At 29.9% G+C, this 20,580-nt stretch carries 12 protein-coding genes, 3 tRNA genes and 1 pseudogene; all 16 read right to left on the bottom strand.

The window, feature by feature from the left end; genetic code table 11:
- Positions 1 to 182: 182 nt before the first annotated feature.
- A complete protein-coding gene (locus F1564_RS07540) occupies positions 183 to 1,148 on the bottom strand; it encodes an AEC family transporter (RefSeq protein WP_018451147.1) in 966 nt (321 codons plus the stop codon).
- A gap of 158 nt (positions 1,149 to 1,306) precedes the next feature.
- Positions 1,307 to 3,410, bottom strand: a pseudogene (locus tag F1564_RS07545) (glutamine synthetase III family protein).
- Between the two features lie 600 nt (positions 3,411 to 4,010).
- Positions 4,011 to 5,849: a hypothetical protein gene (locus tag F1564_RS07555; RefSeq protein ID WP_018450668.1), complete on the bottom strand. Its 1,839-nt coding sequence runs from the start codon at positions 5,847 to 5,849 to the stop codon at positions 4,011 to 4,013.
- A 117-nt stretch (positions 5,850 to 5,966) separates the two neighbouring features.
- Entirely contained in the window at positions 5,967 to 7,784 is a 1,818-nt protein-coding gene (locus tag F1564_RS07560) for a hypothetical protein (RefSeq protein ID WP_018450667.1), read from the bottom strand.
- 364 nt (positions 7,785 to 8,148) lie between these two features.
- Positions 8,149 to 9,798, bottom strand: a complete 1,650-nt coding sequence (locus F1564_RS07565) for an Hsp70 family protein (protein ID WP_018450666.1) — start codon at positions 9,796 to 9,798, stop codon at positions 8,149 to 8,151.
- A 1-nt stretch (position 9,799) separates the two neighbouring features.
- Positions 9,800 to 10,582 carry a nucleotide exchange factor GrpE gene (grpE, locus tag F1564_RS07570; protein WP_018450665.1) on the bottom strand — a complete coding sequence of 261 codons (783 nt, stop codon included), beginning with the start codon at positions 10,580 to 10,582 and terminating at the stop codon, positions 9,800 to 9,802.
- Between the two features lie 14 nt (positions 10,583 to 10,596).
- Complete coding sequence (locus F1564_RS07575) at positions 10,597 to 11,220, bottom strand: lysozyme inhibitor LprI family protein (RefSeq protein ID WP_018450664.1); 624 nt, start codon at positions 11,218 to 11,220, stop codon at positions 10,597 to 10,599.
- 494 nt (positions 11,221 to 11,714) lie between these two features.
- Positions 11,715 to 12,434: an amino acid ABC transporter ATP-binding protein gene (locus F1564_RS07585; RefSeq protein ID WP_018450663.1), complete on the bottom strand. Its 720-nt coding sequence runs from the start codon at positions 12,432 to 12,434 to the stop codon at positions 11,715 to 11,717.
- Positions 12,431 to 13,963: an ABC transporter substrate-binding protein/permease gene (locus tag F1564_RS10335; RefSeq protein ID WP_018450662.1), complete on the bottom strand. Its 1,533-nt coding sequence runs from the start codon at positions 13,961 to 13,963 to the stop codon at positions 12,431 to 12,433. The genes F1564_RS07585 and F1564_RS10335 overlap by 4 nt, the downstream gene beginning before the upstream one ends.
- A 391-nt stretch (positions 13,964 to 14,354) precedes the next feature.
- Positions 14,355 to 15,404, bottom strand: coding sequence for a 2,3-butanediol dehydrogenase (locus F1564_RS07595; RefSeq protein ID WP_018450661.1), 1,050 nt, complete (start codon positions 15,402 to 15,404; stop codon positions 14,355 to 14,357).
- A gap of 491 nt (positions 15,405 to 15,895) precedes the next feature.
- Positions 15,896 to 15,972 (bottom strand) — tRNA-Arg (locus F1564_RS07600).
- 35 nt (positions 15,973 to 16,007) lie between these two features.
- Positions 16,008 to 16,101, bottom strand: a tRNA-Ser gene (locus F1564_RS07605).
- Positions 16,102 to 16,114: 13 nt separating this feature from the next.
- Positions 16,115 to 16,201 (bottom strand) — tRNA-Ser (locus F1564_RS07610).
- 252 nt (positions 16,202 to 16,453) lie between these two features.
- On the bottom strand, positions 16,454 to 17,899 hold the full coding sequence (locus F1564_RS07615; RefSeq protein WP_018450660.1) for a TrkH family potassium uptake protein: 1,446 nt from the start codon (positions 17,897 to 17,899) through the stop codon (positions 16,454 to 16,456).
- 141 nt (positions 17,900 to 18,040) lie between these two features.
- Positions 18,041 to 19,393, bottom strand: coding sequence for a Trk system potassium transporter TrkA (trkA, locus tag F1564_RS07620; protein ID WP_018450659.1), 1,353 nt, complete (start codon positions 19,391 to 19,393; stop codon positions 18,041 to 18,043).
- Between the two features lie 194 nt (positions 19,394 to 19,587).
- Positions 19,588 to 20,550 (bottom strand): porphobilinogen synthase, encoded by a 963-nt coding sequence (gene hemB, locus F1564_RS07625; RefSeq protein ID WP_018450658.1) that lies wholly within the window; start codon positions 20,548 to 20,550, stop codon positions 19,588 to 19,590.
- Positions 20,551 to 20,580 lie beyond the last annotated feature (30 nt).

The following is a 20,580-nucleotide window of genomic DNA, read 5'->3' on the forward strand; positions in this document are numbered from 1 at the left end:
TGAAGTTTCTTTAAAGTGAAATCTAAAAATTATAATTTTTCTATAAAATATCCTAGTTTTATCCAATTTAAATCAGTTCGATTTTAAATAAACTTAAGTATGTAAAAATAAAACAAATAAATTTAATTAATACTTTAGTCATTAAAAAAGAAAATCAAATTAATGATTTTCTAAATTTTAAATTAAATATGAATTACATTAAGTATACTCATAAGAATTGGCACAACTAATATAAATAAAATCGTACTTGTAGTAACCACATTCGTAGAATATCCAATATCACCATCAGTTTCATTTACTAAGATAGGCAATGCTGCAAATACAGGGGCTGCTGACTGAATTACAAAAGTTTTTATTTCCAAATCAGCAAGTTGCACAAAATGACCCGAAATTTTTAAAAGTACAATCATAACAATTGAAGAAAATACAAATCTCCCAAGTAAAGCTAAATTTGTATCCAAGTCAAATCTAATGCTATGAAGCCCTGCATCTGCCAGTACAATTCCAATATACAGTAAAGCAAGCGGTGTTACAATACTTCCAAGATATTTAGTAGTTTCCACGATTGGGGTCATAACCTTTATTCCTGAAAGAAGTACGACAAAAGCAATAACAAAGGCAATAAGCGGTGGCGACAATAATTTTTTTAAGTTAAATCCACCTTTTCCATCTTTACTTCCTCCATTCATTGGATCATTTGCCAAAAGCATATATCCCAAAGTCCATATTGACACTGTATTAGTAATGTAATACATTAAATAGTATTTTGAGGCTGCCTCTCCAAAAAGAGCCATATTTAGTGGAAGCCCGATAAATATTGTATTTGCATTAACTACCGCATTATAAAATACTCCACGTCTTCCATCTCGCATTTTCACTATCTTTATAACTGCAAAAGCTGTAACATATCCAATAATCACTGAAGCAAATGTAAAAATTAAACGGTTTGACACTTCCTTCAGGGCATCCATATTTAAATATTTTAAAACTGAATAAAATATTGAACAAGGCAAAGCCACATTTGTTATAAGTTTTGATACATTTTCACTAAATGTATGGTGAAACCAGTGTCTTTTTTTCAAAATATAACCAATTGCAATCATAACAATGATGGGAAAAATACTTCCCAACGATTTTAAAAAAATCATTTTTCAATCCCTTCCTTTTATTTATTATTTTTTAAACTTAATTTGATAATTTTGTAAATATCATCTAACAAAAATCTAACTTTCTCAATACAGTCTTTAAATTTATAAATTAAACAAGGCAAGGACTTAAAAAATCCCTGCTCTTTCCATAATTTACTTTATAATTTAAACAATAAATCCGTATAAGTTGGAAAATCCCAATATTCCTTACCAATAACTTTTTCCAAATTATCACAAGGAACTCTCAATGCTTCAAGTCCTGATATTAATTTTTCTTTTGCTAGATCAGTTTGTTTAGAAAGATCTTCCTCGTTTGAAACTCTTGCAATTTCTTTTTCAAGCGATTTTGTTTCTTTTCTTAATGCTGTCACATTTGACAAAACATCTTTTAACAAGTCTTCCTGCTCTTTTATAAAGGCTTTTCCGTATTTTGAATTTTTTTCAATATGGTCTGCCAACAGGTTCGCAAATTTTAGAGCTGATGGCAGGATGTTTTTGTTTACAATGTCAATGAATGTTCTTGATTCGATAGTAAGCTGCTTTACATATCTTTCAGCATAAGCGTTGTATCGTGCTAATGATTCTTGTTCTGACAGCATTCCAATTCCATCTACTAATTCCAGAATTTCTGGGTCAACCATTTTCCTAAGTGCTGTGTTTGCGGAAACTTCGTTTGTAAGTCCTCTTTTTTTGGCTTCCTTAACCCATTCTTCGCTGTATCCGTTACCGTTGAAAATAATTCTGTGGTGTTTTTTGTAGGCATTTGCAATGATTTCATTTTTTATTTTTGGTAAAGTTCTCTCTGTTGCTTTTTCAAGCTTCTCAGCATATTCAGACAGCACTTTTCCTACCATGGCATTTATTACCGCCGCTGTTGTTGCTGGAGTTGAGCTTGAACCTGGCATCCTAAATTCAAATTTGTTTCCTGTGAATGCGAAAGGTGAAGTTCTATTTCTATCTCCTGAATCCATGCTGAATGTTGGAAGCACATCAACTGACAAGTTTACTTCTGAAGCTTCTGACACAGGTGCATCTTTTTTGTTTGCAATGTTGTCTAGAATTGTTGTCAATTCTTCACCTAGGAAGATTGAAATAATTGCTGGCGGTGCTTCATGCCCTCCAAGTCTATGGTCGTTTGTAGCAGTTGCAGTTGAATATCTCAGCATTGGATAATACCTGTCAACAGATTCAATTACTGCAGATGCAAAGATTAGGAAGTTTGTATTTGTCTTAGGATCTTTTAGGGCTAAACAAGTTCTTTCCGTCATCTGTTCCAAGCGACCAGTTGTTATGTTTTCCTGAACCATTTACGCCGTCAAAAGGTTTTTCGTGAAGTAATGCGACTAATCCGTGTTTTAATGCAGTTTTCTCGATTGTCTCCATTATAATCTGGTTCTGGTCTGAAGCCAAGTTTGCAACTGAAAATAATGGCGCTACTTCAAATTGGTTTGGAGCAACTTCGTTATGTCTAGTTTTTGATGGAATTCCTAATTTCCAAAGTTCCACATCGACATCGCTCATAAAGTTTATAACTTTATCTTTGATTTTTCCAAAGTAGTGGTCGTTCAGCTCTTGACCTTTTGGTGCTGGAGCTCCGAACAATGTTCTCCCAGTCAGAAGTAAATCATCCCTTGCTTCAAACAATTCTTTTTTAACCAAGAAATACTCTTGTTCAACTCCAAGTGTGTTAAATACATGCTTTGAAGTTGTATTTCCCAATGCTCTTAGCACTCTTAAAGCCTGCTCATTTATATACTTCATTGTTCTTAGCAAAGGAACTTTCTTATCCAGCGCTTCACCTGTAAATGAAATAAAGGCGGTTGGAATATATAATGTAACTCCATTTTTATTTTCTCTTATGAATGGATATGAACTTGTATCCCAAATTGTATATCCTCTTGCTTCAAATGTGCTACGAAGTCCTCCATTTGGAAATGATGAAGCATCAGGCTCACCTTTTATCAAATTGCTTCCTGAAAATTTGTAAATTAATTCTTCACTTTCAGTTGGTTCCAAAAATGAGTCGTGTTTTTCAGCTGTCAAGTCTGTTAGCGGCTGAAACCAGTGGCAGTAGTGAGTTGCTCCCCTTTTAGTTGCCCAGTCTTTTATCGCATTTGCAATTACTTCCGCAGCTTCTTTTGACAATTCTGTTTTTCCTAGTTGCGATGCTTTAAATTCTTTGAAAACTTCTTTGGAAACTCTTTTTTTAAGGTTGCTGTCTCTGAAGACGTTTTCTCCAAAACTTTTCATAGCATTTTCCATAAATTTACCTCTTTCTCTTCCATATCTTTCTTATGGCTCAGTTTTTTCACTCTCCACTTTTATAAACATAAGTTTATTATACAATGCTAGAAAATATAAGTCAAATAAAAATTTTTTTCTACTTTTTTCTATTTTTACAAACAAAAAATAATATACTTTATTTTACAACTAAAGTCATACTAATTAATAAAATATACTCACAAAAAAATACGTTATTCATATTAAATAAAATAAATGTTAAAATATAACTGAGTTATTTTACAATCAAAATTTTCAAAATTAAAAAATTATTACAAAAAACTGAAAGAGAGAAAACAAAATGAAAGACTTAACAAAAGGAAATGAACCAAAAACTATAATTTATTTTTCTTTACCAATTTTAATAGGAAATTTATTTCAGCAGATTTATAATATTTCAGACACAACCATTGTAGGAAATTTTTTAGGAAAGGAAAGCCTTGTGAATGATTTTTATAGGAAATCCTATTTTTATTTAAAAACAAGGGGTTTTGAACTGACCCCTTGTTAAATCGTAATAATTTAATTTGAGAAAATATAATCTTAGAGTACTGGCACAATAATAAATCTTCCCATTTAATATTAATTTCTATGGCTATTATAATAATTATCTATTTCATCATTGTAAAACTGTTTTGCTTTATACTGTGAATTTGCATTATTCCAATGAGTTCCTTTATAATAACAGCCTACCTCATTTTCCATATCCTCATTTGCTATTGCCAAAATTACTACTTGCCTAATCTGTGCAATTTGTTGTAAATATTCTCGATAAGCATCATCAACTTGAGTGTATGTAGCCTGTGAAAATGGAGTATTTGTTCCAGGAACTATACCTTTGTCAACTTTTTCAATTTCATTTACTGCATTGCAATATTCAGATTTTATATCCATATAAGGTTGATATTGGTCTTCTACCCCAATTAAAGTTTGTTCATATCCAAGACTTCTTTTTGAAAATGTCGAATTTTTTCCGTCATCTTTTAAATACGTATATCCGTTTATTGTTTCGTGATTAGTATCTACAGGTGGTGTAGTATTTTCATTATTTTCTGGGGTTGTTTCTGAAGTTGGACTTGTCTCTTTTGGAAAATTATCTTCAGATTGAGTTCTTTTTAATGAATAGCTGTCGTCAGAGGAATTTGCTGACATATTTTTCATTGTTAAAAATATCATAACTGCTATTACTATAAAAAGTATTACTCCGCTAACAATTAATATGACATTAGTTGTATTGCTATTACTATTCCTAGAACTTCTATTTTGATTATTATTATTACCGTAATTATTATTATTATTATTATTAGAACTTACCCCCGCTTTTTCATCCATTCTTTTTCTTATCATCTCTATCCGTGGATTTTCTGACCAGTAATATTTCGCCTCGTTTAAACATTTTACAGCTTCATTGAATCTAAAATTCTCTATAGCATTTAAGGCTCTTTCACATGCAGCTTCACTTAATTTTTTTGACTCATTATTATCATTTTTATATGTATTTTGTGGTTTGTTTATATCATCTGAGCTTTTTGAAATATTATAAGGTATTTTATTTGCTTCACAAAATCCTATAAATATGTTTTTTGCTTCCCTTTTGCTATTCAATATATTTTTTATATTATTAAAATTGTCACTTTTCTCATTTGAAATTTGCTTATCAGTAACTTCATAAATTGCTTTTATTTCTTCCAATTCTTTTTTTACTTTTATATATTTCAAATATTTCAGATATTCATCGTATTCATTCCTTTTTCCAATACTTCCAAATATCTTCTCACATTCAGTAAGTAATTTTTTCTTAGCTGAAGTTTCATTATCAGATTTAATCAAATCTTTTCTTTTTTCTTTAACAGCCTCAATAATTCCTTCTTTATTGAATTTTTTCATATTTATATTTTCAGAGTTCAAAAATTCGTATAAATCCTTTTTATCCAATATTTTTAAATTTTGCTCAACTGTCAAAAATTCATATTTTCTATTAATACACTCACAATAGTTTTTATATATTTTTTCATCATATAATTCTATTTTACCGTTTTCTTCAATCCGTTTTTTAATTAATTCTTTTTTTCTTTTAGTTCTATTTGCTATATCTTGTATTTTTTCTGATGTAATAACACTTCCCTCAAAAAATTTCAAAAATTTATCTATCGGTTCAAATAGCTTATTTTGTGCATCTTTTATTATTTCTTTTCTTTTGATGCTGTCAAGCATTTCACTTTCTATAACCCCACGTTTTAAAAGTTCACCATAATTTTTATATTTCGTGCCATTTAATGGATCTGTTTCTTTTCTTAACCATTCTTTTCTTTTCTCTTCTATTCTATTTTTTATTTTCTGCTCATTCTCTTCTGCTACTGGATAATACTCTAATTCAAGTATTTCATACCAGTTATATTCAATTTCATTTCTTTCTGTCATTCCTTTTTCTCCTTTAATTCAAATATTTATCAAAAATATTTTCTCTAATTAAAGTATACCTATATTTCCTTAAATTACTAAATCCATATATTCAAATAAAATTGTGAATACCTTCATTTAATATTGATTTCCATAGTTATTATAATAATTAACTATTTCATCTCTTTCAAATTGTTTTGCCTTATACTTGGAATTTTCTGTATTCCAACGAGTACCCTTATAAAAACATCCAGATTCTGGCTCTATTACACTATCATTTCCATTATTTAATAAGAAAACAACTTGTCTCATTTGTGCTATTTCCTGCAAGTATTCCTTATATGCATCATCAACTTCTATATATGTGGCCTGTCTAAATGGAGTATTTGTTCCAGGAACTATTCCTTCGTCTACTTTTACAATTTCATTTACTGCATTGCAATATTTCGCTTTAATATTTTCATAAGCAGATGAGTTATCACTTACACCCATCATTCCTTCTTCATATCCAAGATCTCTACTTGAAAATGTTGAAGCTTTTCCGTCATCTTTTAAATAAGTATACCCGTTTATTGTTTCGTGATTAGTATCTACAGGTGGTGTAGTATTTTCATTATTTTCTGGGGTTGTTCCTGAAGTTGGACTCGTCACTTTTGGAAAATTATCTTCAGATTGAGTTCTTTTTTCGTCAGAAGAATTTGCTGACATATTTTTTATTGTTAAAAATACCATAACTACTATTACTATAAAAAGTATTACTCCGCTAACAATTAATATGACATTAGTCCCATTGCTATTACTATTCCCAGAACTTCTATTTTGATTGTTGTTATTACCGTAATAATTATTAGGACTTGCCCCCGCTTTTTCATTCATTCTTTTTCTTATCATCGCTATTCGTGGATTTTCTGGCCAGTAATACTTTGCTTCATCCAAACATTTTACAGCTTCATTGAATCTAAAATTCTCTATAGCATTCAAGGCTCTTTCACAGGCGGCTTCACTTAATCTTTTTGCATCATTTTGACGTGTTTCTTGCGGTCTATTTGAATCATCTGATCTTTTTGAAATATTATAGGATATTTTATTTGCTTCACAAAATCCTATAAATATATTTTTAGCTTCCTTTTCACTATTCAATATATTTTTTATATTATTAAAATTATCATTTTCCTTATTCGATACTTGTTTATCAGTAACTTCATAGATAGTTTTTATTTCTTCCAGTTCCTTTTTTACATTTACATATTTTAAATATTTAAGATATTCATCATATTCATTTCTTTTTCCGTTATTCCCAAATATCTTCTCACATTCCGTAAGCAATTTTTTCTTGGCTGAAGTCTCATTATCAGATTTAATTAGATTTTTTCTTTTTTCTTTAATCGCTTCAATAATTCCCCCTTCATTCAATCTTGTTGCATTTATATTTTCAGAATTAAGAAACTTATATAAATCCTTCTTATCCAATATTTTTAAATTTTGTTCAACTGTCAAAAATTCATATTTTCTATTAATATATTCACAATAATTTTTGTATATTTTTTCATCATATAATTCTATTTTACCATTCTCTTCAATTCTTTTTTTTATTAGTTCTTCTTTTCTCTTAGTCTTATCGGCTATCTCTCTTATTTTCTTTGATGTAATAATACTTCCTTCAAAATACTTCAAAAATTTATCTATCGGTTCAAATAGCTTATTTTGTGCATCTTTTATCAATTCTCTTCTTTTAGTGCTGTCAAGCATTTCACTTTCTATAACTCCATGCTTTAAAAGTTCACCATAATTTTTATATTTTGTACCATTTAATGGATCAGTTTCTTTTCTTAGCCATTCCTTCCTTTTTTCTTCTATTCTAGCCTTTATTTTTCCTTCATTTTCTTCAGCAGCCGGATAATACTCCAATCCAAGTATTTCATACCAGTTATATTCAATTTTATTTCTATCTGCCATCTCTTTTTCTCCCTTGATTTCTCGAAAATATTTTTCCCAATTAAAATATACTCAAACTTCTCTAAATTACATTTATAATTTTTCAAAAAATATAAAACAGTATTAATAAAAGAAATTTGAGTAATTTTAATTATGTTTAGTTGTAATTTATAAATTTAACTTATTCAGAAACTATATATTTAAAATTTATCAAAAAATTTTCTAAAGCAAGGAAATCTTGAACTCTGATAAAAAAGTTCTAACTATTAAACTTTTTTTGTAAATAATATTCACATAAGCTACTTCTATTTTCAGAAACCAAAGACCCTTTACTAAATTCTTTAAGATCATAAAATTATTGAATAAGTCATTAATTAACTGGAACTTATAGAACCGAGATGCCTTGTGAACGTTGTTTTATTTTTTCTAATTCTTCTTCAGACATTACACCTTTTGTTTCCATTCTTACATTTACTTCCCTATTTCCAGTTTTATCTACTCCTTTAACATCCAGGATTCCTTCTTTATTCAATTTCAATGTAACTTCAATTGGTGCCCCTTGTGAAAGTCCCGCAGGAAGTTCCAATATTGCTTCTCCAATTTTTAAATCATCATCAACATTAAAATATTCATCCATATAATCATTTTCATAAATTTCTATATTTGCTGTATTCTGATTGCGAACATTTGTTCCAAAAACTTGAGAAACATTTACAAATCCATTATTCATAGGTTCATTTTTTACTATCATATTGTAACATTTTTCTTCATTCCTATGAATTATCTTTATTGCAAAACTTTTTGTTGTAGCTATTATAATTTGTCTAGCAGCTCCACCAATGCTCATCATCTCAGGCGTTACTGACAAATCTTCCTTATAATCACTTGCATTTAATTCCTTTTCATCTCCATTAACTGATACTTTCACTTCCTTATCAGAATTAAAATCATGACCCGCAAGACTTTTTTGATTATTTACATATACATTTACAGCATGAATAGCAGCTCCTTTAGCAACAGCCTCATCTGGCTCAAGTATTTTAATTTCGCTTTCTCCAAAATTCTCTGTCAACATTTTTTTTACTTGAGGCATTCTTGTAGATCCACCTACTAAAAGTATTTCATCAATTTTACCATATCCTTTATTTCTAGCAACTTCAATTGCCTCTCTCGTTTTATTTAAAGTTTCATCAAGCAATGTAGAAGTTATTTCATCAAATTTTTCTCTTGTTACAGAAATTTTTGATCTTTTTCCATTTACTTCTAACATATCACTAGCCTGATTTTTTGAAGTTAACTGCTTTTTCATCTTTTCAGCTTTCAATCTCAAATCCTGTATCGCATATTCATCAAATTCTACTTCAGCTCCTATATTTTCTATAAATTGATTAGCTAAATATCTTATTAATACTTCATCCCAGTTTCTTCCACCTAGGTCATGATCTCCGTCTGAACATATAACTTCAATTTTATCAGAACTTATTCTCATAATTGTTACATCAAATGTTCCACCACCAAGATCGTATATTAAAATAGTTTTTTCATTTTGTTCATTTGCACAGCCATAATACAATGCTGCCGCTGTAGGTTCACTTATAATTTCCAATACATTTAAACCTGCTATTATTCCTGCATTTTTAGTTGCTGTACGCTCTGCTGTACCAAAATAAGCTGGACAAGTTATAACTACATCTTTAACTTCTATTCCTAACTGTTCTGAGGCATCTTTAGCCAATTTTCTCAAAATATATGATGATATTTCCTCTGGTGTCTTATCTTCATAATTATATCTAATTGCAAAGTCCGTTTTTCCCATCAATGTTTTTACCAACATGGAAGTTGTGTCTGGATTTAAAACTGCTTCAGCCTTTGCATCATTTCCAACAATTACATTATCCCCTTCAAAAGCGACTACAGAAGGAGTTATATTTTCACCTTCATTATTTTTTATTACTTCTGCCCTTGCAGTATCATCTACACGAGCTATACATGAATAAGTTGTTCCCAAATCAATTCCAAATACATATTTTGACATTTTATTCTCCCTTCAAATCTTCTTCTGGTTTTTTATAAATATTTACTTCAACTTTTTCTGGTGAAATAATTTTATCTTTATATTTATAACCGCTGCTTAAAATATTTTCTATTTTCCCATGCAGCTGTTCATAAGGTGTTTCTATTTTTTTTATTATTTTTTGTTTTTTTACATCAACATAGCTATCATTTTCTATATTGGTTTCATAAATTTCTATATCATTATTTTCCAAGATAATTTCCACTTCTTCAATATAACTTTGGAGTATTTCTGACTTTTCCTCTTCTGACATTGCACCAAAACTCTTTAAATTTTTTTTCATACTTTCCCTTATACTCACTAAGCTCATCACAATAGGTTTTATAAGCTGAAAATACATATCATTCTTATACTCCTGAAGTTCCTTATATAGTTTATCCGTTGTCTTTTTTTCAAATTCAATACTTTGAATCTTTTTCAAAAATAAATTATTTAATATTTCAACTTTTCCATTAATGTCTTCAATATTTTCCAAGATTTTTTCTAATTTATTTTCATCATTCTTACTATTATCATTCTTATCTGTTTCTTCTTGTTCAGCTTCTTCTCCATATTCCTCCCCTTCAATTTCTCTTCCCACAGGTTTATCCACTTTATCATTTTCTATTTTTTCCACCTCTTCAGGCTCATTTTCCTGTTTCATTTCTTCTTCTGAATTTCCTGTTTTTCCAACCTCATCCTTTTCTTCAAATTCCTTTTTTTCATCCGATTTACCCTTTTCATCTGAATTCCAAAAAAATTTCATCTCTATCAACTCCATTAATTCAATCTATCATATCTTTCTGCCAATTCTATTGCCCTAGACTTTATTGTATCAATTTCACTATTCTCAATCTCTATATTTGCTGAACAGTCATCAGATGCTTCACTTCTTATTCTATCCGTTGTTCTTTCACGTTCCTTTATCCAGGCTAGTTCCTCACTTTTAAGTGATTTCTTTTGTGAATCTGGATAGCTGGACATTAACAGCTTATATATTTGATTTAATTCATTATCCCATTTGTTATGTAGAGATACACGATAACCTACATATTCATCACATGAAGAAGTATTATCAAGTGTGTAATAATTTAATTCATTTTCAACTGAAGCCATCCTATTTACCATTGACTTTTCATACAATGTTTTTGGTCTGCTTTGAGTATTATTGCTGTATACTTTTTTCTCCTGACTATTATTAACTTGGGGCTTTACAGACTTTATTGAAATCATATTCGGGTCTTGTACTATATTTGGCTTCTTCTTTTTGTCGTTTTCCAATTTTGCCATTTTATTTTGAGTAGTAAAAATATAAAATCCCACACTAAGAACTGTCCCTATTACTAAAACAATTATAATTACTATTAAGATATTCCTCATTCCATTATTATTATTTTGCTCCATCCTCAATCTCCTGTCTTATTTAATTTTTTTATTTTATATTTTTTTAAAAAATATTATATTAATATATATATGCCATTTATTATTCTTAAAAAATACTTAGCAATATTGTAACTAAACTTTCCATAATTTTTATTTTGGATCTACCAATAATTAACTTTATTTATTTTATTCTTTTAAAAAAAATTAATAATAAATGCTCATTTAAAAAAATCGAAATGTAGTAATTTTTATTACTATTTATCAATGTTTTCGACTTTATTTTATAACCTTTTGATATTTCTTTATGATATTTCAATTTAACTTTTTTAATTTCAGCAAAACCAAATATTCATTTTCTTCGATTTTTATCGAATTATTCACACAATTTGTCGTATAACTTTTAACAGCATTCTTTTTAGATTTGAATTTTTGTTAAAAAATTCTTAATAATTTCAACATTTAAATGAAAAATAATACTACATAAAAATAATCTAAAATTTATACAATTATCTTTTTTACAACACTTTCAAAAAATTCTGAGTCCTCTCATTTTGCGGATTCAAAAATACTTCTTCAGGTTTTCCCTGCTCTACGATTTCTCCGTCAGCCATAAAAATAACTCTGTCACAAACTTCCCTTGCAAATCCCATTTCATGCGTCACGACAATCATTGTCATTCCTTCTTTAGCCAAATCCTTCATAACTTTCAAAACTTCTCCAACCATTTCAGGATCTAATGCACTTGTCGGCTCATCAAACAGTAATGCTTCCGGTTTCATAGCGAGAGCTCTTGCAATTGCCACTCTTTGCTTTTGCCCACCAGACAGACTTGACGGATAGACATTGGCTTTATCAAGAAGTCCAACTTTTTCAAGGAGTTCTTTTCCCGATTTCATAGCTTCTGGCTTTGTCATTTTTTTTAGAGTTACTGGAGCTAGAGTTATGTTCTGCAAAACTGTTAAATGTGGAAATAAATTAAAATTTTGGAAAACCATTCCAACTTTTTCACGAAATTTGTCAATGTTCAAATTTTTATCCGCAAGGTCAAATTCATCCACGCAAATATGTCCGCCAGATAATTCTTCAAGCCCATTTATACATCTCAAAAATGTACTTTTCCCCGAACCTGACGGTCCAATCACACTTATTGCTTCCCCTTTTTTCACATTAAGACTTATATCTTTTAAAACGACATTATTTCCATACTGTTTTTTTAAATTTTCTATTTTAATCATACTTTTAACTTATCCTCCACTTTCTTGAACAATTTAGACAATAATTTAATTACTATATAGTAAATTGCCGCAACTATAAGCATCGTTTCAAATGTTTTAAAATTAGTTTTATAAGCAACTTGCCCTTCCTTCATCAAATCTGCCACTCCAATTACAACTAATAAGGAAGTATCTTTTAGTGAACTTATAAACTGATTTAAAATGGCAGGAATCATATTTTTTATAGCCTGTGGCAAAATTACTTTAGTCATAGACTTGTTAAAAGAAAGCCCCAAACTTCTAGCCGCCTCCATTTGTCCTTTGTCAATCGCCTGTATTCCGCCTCTAAAAATTTCAGCTAAAAATGCTCCAGCATTTAGTGCGATTATAATTATCCCTGAAATTTCAGGAGAAAGCATTCCTGGCTCACTACTCAAATGAAATGTCAATTTTAAAAGTTTTGGAAGCAGCGGCACAACTCCGAAATAAAAGAATATTGTCTGAACCATAAGTGGCGTTCCTCTTATTAAATCAATATATTCTTTTCCTAAAAATTGCGAAACTTTTACCATTTTCGAGTGAAAACCTTTTTTATCCGTCGGCACAAAATTTAAATATCCTATCCCTAAACCAATCAATGTTGCAAAAAATAACGAAACAACTGTGATATAAATGGTAACTGCAAGTCCTCTTAAAAACTTTAGTCCGTAACCAGTCAAAATTCCCTTGTAGGAATCAATAACTCCAGCAATTCCACCTTTTTCCACAGTTTTTCCACCTTTAGTGTATCTATCCACAATTTTTTGATATTCACCATTTTGTCTTAAAGTCTTCAAACCTTTGTTAAACTCTTCCAGCAACTCTTTGTGAGTTCCCTTTTTTACCATAAATCCATTTCCAACATTTGTCAACTTTCCAGTTCCAACTTTTAACTGCGTATCTGGATCTTGATTCAAAGTGTACAAAACTACCGGTAAATCTTCAAATCCCGCATCAGCCTGTTTATTTTCAACCGCTTTTAACATTGAAACTGTGTCATCATAAATTCTTACCTCAGATTTTCCCTTCAAATTTTCTTGAACATATCTTTCCCCTGCAGTTCCACTTTTAACTGCCAGTCTTTTTCCAACCAAATCTTTTCCAGTTTTTATCGTATTATTATCTTTATGAACTATCGCAACAATTCCTGTATCATAATATGGATCAGAAAAATCTACAACCTTTTTTCTCTCCTCGGTAATATTCGCTCCCGCAATCGCACCATCAATTTGCCCAGATTCCATCGCAGGAATAATTCCTCCAAAATCCATCGGCTGAATTTCCACTTCAAATCCTTGCGTTTTTGCCACCGCCTTCATCAAATCCACATCAATTCCCTTATCCAAATTGTTCTCCTTAAAAGAAAACGGCGGATAAATCAAATCTACTGCAATAATATATTTTTTTCCTGTCTTCACATTTTGATTTTTTGTATCTTTTTTTTCACAAGCTGTAAAAAATATTAAAATTGTCAATACTAGCGACACTAAAACTAATGCCCTCTTTCTCATTTTTCCTCCTAACTCTCAAATTAAAATTTTTTCTAAAAATAATCAAATTTTTTTCAATGCGTAAATTTTACTACAAAAAAAATATATTGTCAAAGAAAATAAAATTATATATTTCTATACTAAATCATATAAAAAATAGAACTTATATCCAATTTATTAATAACAGAAAAATTTTAAGCTACTATTAAATAGGAATTTAAAATATTTCTATTATTTAAACAAAAAAATCTGCTTTCCCTAATTTAGAAATTCTAAAAAATAAAAGCAGATTTATCTAATATTAATCTATATTTAAAAATAAAAAATTAATTTTATCAATATCAAGGAAAATAAAATTTCCCGCTAAACATTATTTATTTAAGTATAATTTGAGATTTAATTAATTATCAAATTATTTTGGAGATACTAAAATCTTAACTTGGCTTTTTTCTTTAACTAACGCTTCAAATCCTTCATTTACAATATCTTCCAATTTAATTCTCTTTGTCACTAATAAATCTTTTGAGAAATATCCTTGTTTCATTAATTCCAATGTTTTAGGAAATACATCACGATATGCGATAACTCCTTTTATTGTTCTTTCTTGAATTACCACTTCATTAGGCTGAATTGATGCTTCTGTTTCCCAGATGCTTACAACCATTAACTCTCCATCTTTTTCCGCAGCTTCAAGTGACTGCTGCAATACAGCAGGAACTCCTGTCACTTCATAAGAAACATTTACTCCTCCATTTGTTCTTTCTTTTATAAATTCAACTGAATTTACTTTTGCAGGATCTACAATAATTGCTCCCAGTTTTTTAGCGATTTCCTGTCTTTCAGGTGAAACTTCCACAGCATAAATTTCTGTTGCTCCAGAAGCTCTTAAAGCATCAATAATAAGAAGCCCAATTGGTCCGCATCCAAATACTGCTGCTGTATCTCCTGTGTTAAATTTACTTTGTCTGACAGCATAAACTGCTACTGCTGCAGGTTCAGTTAATGCTCCTTGTTCATAATCAATTTCATCTGGCAATTTATGAGCCTGATCCTCATTTACAACTACAAATTCAGAAAAACCTCCTCCTCCACCTGCAAGTCCAACAAAATTCAAGTTTGGATCCAAATTATATTTCCCAATTAATCCATTTTTTGCCAAAATAGGCTCAACTGTAACTCTATCTCCAACTTTAAATTTAGTAACTCCGCTTCCAATCTCTATAATTTCTCCACAAAATTCATGTCCCATTGTAATTGGCGCTTTTTCTCCCGTATAAGGATGTGGTTCATTTGCAGGAATAAAAATCGGTCCCCCTAAATATTCATGTAAATCACTTCCACAAATTCCTGCATATTTTACTGCAATTTTTACTTGTTTTTCCTTTCTTATTTCTGGAATTTCAACTTCTTCTACTCTTACATCTTTTCTATTATGCCATCTCGCCGCTTTCATTGTTGCCATCTTATTCCCTCCTATGCTTAAGTTATTTGTAAAAGTCTAAAATCTCCAATAATTACAATACTTTTACACTTGTAATTCTTACTATTTTTCTCTGACATTTTTGATATAAAATTTTAATATTTCAGGTTAAAATACTGTATTTTTTGAGTTTTTATATTATTACTTTTACAATCACCTATTATACTATTTTAGACTTTAATAGTATACCCTATTTTTTTTCAAAATCAATATGTACTTACAATTTTTTTCATCTAAATATTTTAATAACAAAGTAATTTAAATAAAATATTATTTTATATCATTTTCTAATAAGAGGTCTTGATCCCTTGCTAAACAGCATGTAATTTATAATAAATCTGCTATTTAAATGGGAAATAGTATCAAACTCTATTACAAAAAAAATGAAGAGTCTTAAAAACGCCTCCAAAATGTCTCCAAAGGTATTTTTAAATCTCTTCAAGCTATGTAAATATTGTATTTTATTTATAAAATGGCGCACCTGACAGGAGTTGAACCCATAGCCTTCTGATCCGTAGTCAGACGCTCTATCCAATTGAGCTACAGATGCATGTATATTTTTTCCATTCTTTTATTAAAAAAAAATGGCGGAGAAGGAGGGATTTGAACCCTCGATCCAAGTTTTAGCCCGGATACTCCCTTAGCAGGGGAGCGCATTCGGCCTCTCTGCCACTTCTCCAAAATTATTCAAATGGCGGGTGAACTGGGATTCGAACCCAGACATCTTGCGATTTCGCCGGTTTTCAAGACCGGTCCCTTAGCCGTTCGGACATCCACCCATAAACTACTCAGTAAGTATATCATACTTTTATATTAATTGTCAATAACTTTTTTCATATTTTCTAAAATATGCTTGAACCAATTTAAAATTGAACTATTAAAAATTATACAAACTTAAGGTTTGAGTAAATAGTTATAGCTTTTGAATTTGGTTTTAGATCAGTTTACTATAGCACAAAAAAATATGCCATTCTCTTATAGTTAAAACTACTAGTGTCTTGGCATAATTTATAAATTAATTTTATATTTTTCTATTTTAATTTCCATGCTGTTGGTGAGAATAATATTAACATTGGAAAAATTTCTAATCTTCCTGCTAACATTCCAAAACTTAAAATTACTTTTGCAAAATTGCTTAATTCAGCAAAACTAAATGCTGGTCCAACTTTTCCCAATCCAGGTCCAATGTTGTTAAATGTAGCAGCAACAGCACTGAAAGCTGTCATAAAGTCATCTGTAGAATAAGAAATCATTAGCAATATTCCTCCAAAAACTAATGAATAAACCAAAAAGTATACTGCAATGCTTTTTTGCATTTTCATATTTACAGGTTTGTCATCATATTTTATTGTAACTACACGATTCGGGCTTATCATTTGAATTATTTCTGCAAAATAGATTTTTACCATTAAAACGACTCTTGATATTTTTAATCCTCCAGCCGTAGATCCCGCACATGCTCCAAAGAACATTAAAATTAACAATATAACTTGTGAAAATAGCGGCCATTTTCCAAAATCAGCTGTGGAATATCCTGTTGTCGTAATAACCGATGAAACCGAGAAAAATACATCTCTTATACAATGTAAAATTGAATCATAACCTTTGCAGATATTTAGAACTATTAGGACAATCGCTCCAAATACGATTAACAAATAATATTTTAACTCTTCATTTTTAAATACATCTTTTATCTTTCCAATTAAAATAAAATAATAAATGTTAAAGTTTACTCCAAACACTATCATTCCAATTCCAAGCACTACTTCAATGTAAGGACTATTGTATGGTAAAATACTTCCGTTTCTTACTCCAAATCCACCTGTTCCAGCTGTACCAAATGCCATAAGTGAAGATTCAAATAAATCAAGTCCTCCAAACATTAGTAAAATTATTAAAACTATTGTCATAACAATGTAAATTTTGTAAAGCATTCTGGCAGTTGTTGACAATTTTGAAACTAATTTTCCAAATGTTGGTCCAGGAACTTCAGCCTTCATTACGTGAACTGATGTTGCAGAACTTGGAAAAATTGCAAGTGCTAGTACCAGAACTCCCATTCCTCCCACAAAATGGGTAAAACTCCTCCAAAACAAATTAGAATGGCTAATTTTAGTAAGATCTGTTATTATGCTTGATCCTGTTGTTGTAAATCCGCTTACAATTTCAAAAAAAGCATCAATAAACGACGGTATTTCCTTTGTAAACACAAACGGCAATGCTCCAAATATAGACATCAGAATCCAAGACAAGGACACTATTATGTACCCTTCTCTTCCTTGAATCCTCTGATCTTCAGGAAGTTTCGCCGAAAGTGCAAATCCAATTGCCAAAAGAAGAGCTATTACAGATCCGTAAGCAATTTTATATTTTGCACTTTCATTATATAAAAAACTTATAATCAAAGGCAAAACCATTAATCCAGCCTCAAGTATAAGTATTTTTCCGATTATAAAACTTATCATTTTTTTATTCATTTTTACTCCTTAAACCCAATATGTATATCAAAAGTTTATACAGCAGTATTTTTTAGCTTAATTCTAAAATTTTTAATAAAAAATTTTAGCTGTCATTTTATTTTTAGGGCTTTCACTTTTATATTAACACATATTTAAATTTTATTCTAGAATATCATCAAAATCTTCGATCGAAGATGCTGTTGTAACGACCATCACACTATCGTTAATTTTTATTGCATCATTTCCTCCAGGAAAAATCATTTTGCCATCTCTTAATATGCTTGCAATTAATGTACCTTTTTTTATTTTTAAATCTTTCAGCGAGATATCAATAGCACGGCTGTTTTTATTAATTTCAAAAGTAATAAATTCTACTTGACTTTCTAACCTATATAGAAAGCTCATTGTAGAGCCTCGCATATTAGTTTTTGATCTTACAACGCTTATTATCATATCGGAAATAACTTTTTTAGGTACAACTGTAGATGTTCTTGTATTTTTTTCAAGTATTGAAAGCATTAGAGTCCTGTTCATTTTTGTGATTAATTTAGAATTTGTTATGGAATTTACAAACATTGTAATAACTGTATTCTCTTCGTCACTATCTGTAAGAATTACAGTTGAATCATAATTATTTATCCCTTCCTGCATCAGAAATTCCTGATCAGCTTCATCTCCTCTTATTACAATTGCCTTTGGATACGACTCACTTAATTTTTCTGCACGTTCCTTATTATTTTCTATAACTTTTACTTTAATTTTGTTTTCCAGCAGCTTTCCTATTAAATAATGGGAAATTGTTCCTCCACCAACAAGCAGTGCAGAATCAATTTTTAAATTACTTTTTTCGATTTTATCGTAAAATTTATGTACTGCCTCCTTTGATCCTGCAATATGGACAATATCCCCTTCTAAGATAGTAAAATCTCCACTTGGAATAAATACATCTTCACCTCTTCTAACAGTACAAATAATCACTTTATCCTTTGAACTGAATTCGAGTTCTTTTAACTGCATTCCATTTAAAAAGTTATCTTTTTGAACTCTTATTGAAATAAATCCAGCTCTTTGACCAAAAAAGTTTTCTACACTTAAAGCGACTGGAAACATTAATTTATTTGCAATACTTTTAGCAGTTTCCTGTTCAGGATTTATCATAAGAGAAATTCCAAGCCCTTCCCTTACAAACTGCATATTTGAACTATATTCAGGATTTCTCACTCTTGCTATTGTAAATTTTGTTCCAAGTTTTTTTGCTATAATAGAAGAAATTATATTTAACTCATCTGATTCTGTCGCTGCAATAAAAATATCAGCAGTATCTGTTCCCGCTTCCAGCAAAGTTTCATAAGAAGCTCCATTCCCAACAAGTCCAGTTATATCATAAGTTTCTACAAGTTTATTTAATATTTTTTCTTCCTTTTCAATAAGAATAACATCATTTCCTTCTGCTGAAAGTTCACTGCAAAGTGACTCTCCAACAACACCAGCTCCCGCTATAACTATTTTCATATTTTTTTCTCTTTCTTTATAAAATTTTTATTTATTTTTTACATAATCTAATTATATGTTTTTTTATTTAAAAAAGTGGTCAAAACTTTTATAATACCATAGTAAAACTGATTTAAAGCCAAACTCAAAAGCTATAACTATTTTACTCAAACCTTAAGTTTATATAATTTTTTATAGCTCAATTTTAAACGGATTCAAATATATTTTGCAACTTCCTTTGCATAATAAGTAATAATCGCATTTGCTCCAGCACGTTTCATAGCATACATTTGCTCCATCACAATTTTCATTTCATCAATCCAGCAATTTTGAGCCGCAGCTTTTACCATCGAATATTCACCCGAAACACTGTAAGCCACGATCGGAACTTCAAAATTATCACTTACTTTTTTTATTATATCAAGATATGCCATAGCAGGCTTTACAATTATAATATCCGCTCCTTGCCGTAAATCTTCATCAACTTCGTCTATTGCATCCTTTGAATATTGAAAATTCATCTGATAGGACTTTCTATCGCCAAATTGTGGTGCTGAATCTGCCGCATCTCTAAAAGGTCCATAAAATGCAGATGAATATTTTACTGAATATGCCATTATTGGAATATTTTCAAAATGATTTTGAGCCAAAACTTCTGAAATTTTTTCCACACGTCCATCCATCATATCAGATGGAGCCACAATGTCAACTCCAGCCTTTGCATAAGAAAGTGCTATTTTCCCCAAAATTTCCAAAGTTTCATCATTCTTAACATAACCATTTTCATTAAGTATTCCACAATGCCCGTGGTCTGTGTATTCACAACAGCAAATATCGCAAATCACAAGGAAATTATCATAATTTTTCTTAATAAATCTAACTGCATTTTGAATAATTCCATTTTCATTATATGCCTGTATAGCACAGGCATCCTTTGTTTTAGGAATTCCAAAAAGTAAAATTGAATTTATTCCCAATTTCACAAGTTCATCCAGCTCTTCTGAAAGTCTGTCAATCGAATATCTAAAGATTCCAGGCATTGACGGAATCTCACTTTTTATATTTTCCCCTTCTTCAACAAAAATTGGATAAATCAAATCTTCCTTTGCAATATAGACATCTTTTACAAGATTTCTTACAGCTTCATTTTTTCTCAATTTTCTATGTCTTTTAAACATTTTTATTTCACCTTTTTCATTTTCTCTATT

Source organism: Leptotrichia shahii (assembly GCF_008327825.1).
In the GTDB taxonomy this organism is placed as follows: Bacteria; Fusobacteriota; Fusobacteriia; order Fusobacteriales; family Leptotrichiaceae; genus Leptotrichia; species Leptotrichia shahii.

What these genes read in the sequence shown, in the direction of transcription:
- F1564_RS07540 (WP_018451147.1), bottom strand. Translation starts at nt 1,148, where the DNA reads ATGATTTTTTTAAAATCGTTGGGAAGTATTTTTCCCATCATTGTTATG.
- F1564_RS07555 (WP_018450668.1), bottom strand. Translation starts at nt 5,849, where the DNA reads ATGACAGAAAGAAATGAAATTGAATATAACTGGTATGAAATACTTGAA.
- F1564_RS07560 (WP_018450667.1), bottom strand. Translation starts at nt 7,784, where the DNA reads ATGGCAGATAGAAATAAAATTGAATATAACTGGTATGAAATACTTGGA.
- F1564_RS07565 (WP_018450666.1), bottom strand. Translation starts at nt 9,798, where the DNA reads ATGTCAAAATATGTATTTGGAATTGATTTGGGAACAACTTATTCATGT.
- grpE (WP_018450665.1), bottom strand. Translation starts at nt 10,582, where the DNA reads ATGAAATTTTTTTGGAATTCAGATGAAAAGGGTAAATCGGATGAAAAA.
- F1564_RS07575 (WP_018450664.1), bottom strand. Translation starts at nt 11,220, where the DNA reads ATGGAGCAAAATAATAATAATGGAATGAGGAATATCTTAATAGTAATT.
- F1564_RS07585 (WP_018450663.1), bottom strand. Translation starts at nt 12,434, where the DNA reads ATGATTAAAATAGAAAATTTAAAAAAACAGTATGGAAATAATGTCGTT.
- F1564_RS10335 (WP_018450662.1), bottom strand. Translation starts at nt 13,963, where the DNA reads ATGAGAAAGAGGGCATTAGTTTTAGTGTCGCTAGTATTGACAATTTTA.
- F1564_RS07595 (WP_018450661.1), bottom strand. Translation starts at nt 15,404, where the DNA reads ATGGCAACAATGAAAGCGGCGAGATGGCATAATAGAAAAGATGTAAGA.
- F1564_RS07615 (WP_018450660.1), bottom strand. Translation starts at nt 17,899, where the DNA reads ATGAATAAAAAAATGATAAGTTTTATAATCGGAAAAATACTTATACTT.
- trkA (WP_018450659.1), bottom strand. Translation starts at nt 19,393, where the DNA reads ATGAAAATAGTTATAGCGGGAGCTGGTGTTGTTGGAGAGTCACTTTGC.
- hemB (WP_018450658.1), bottom strand. Translation starts at nt 20,550, where the DNA reads ATGTTTAAAAGACATAGAAAATTGAGAAAAAATGAAGCTGTAAGAAAT.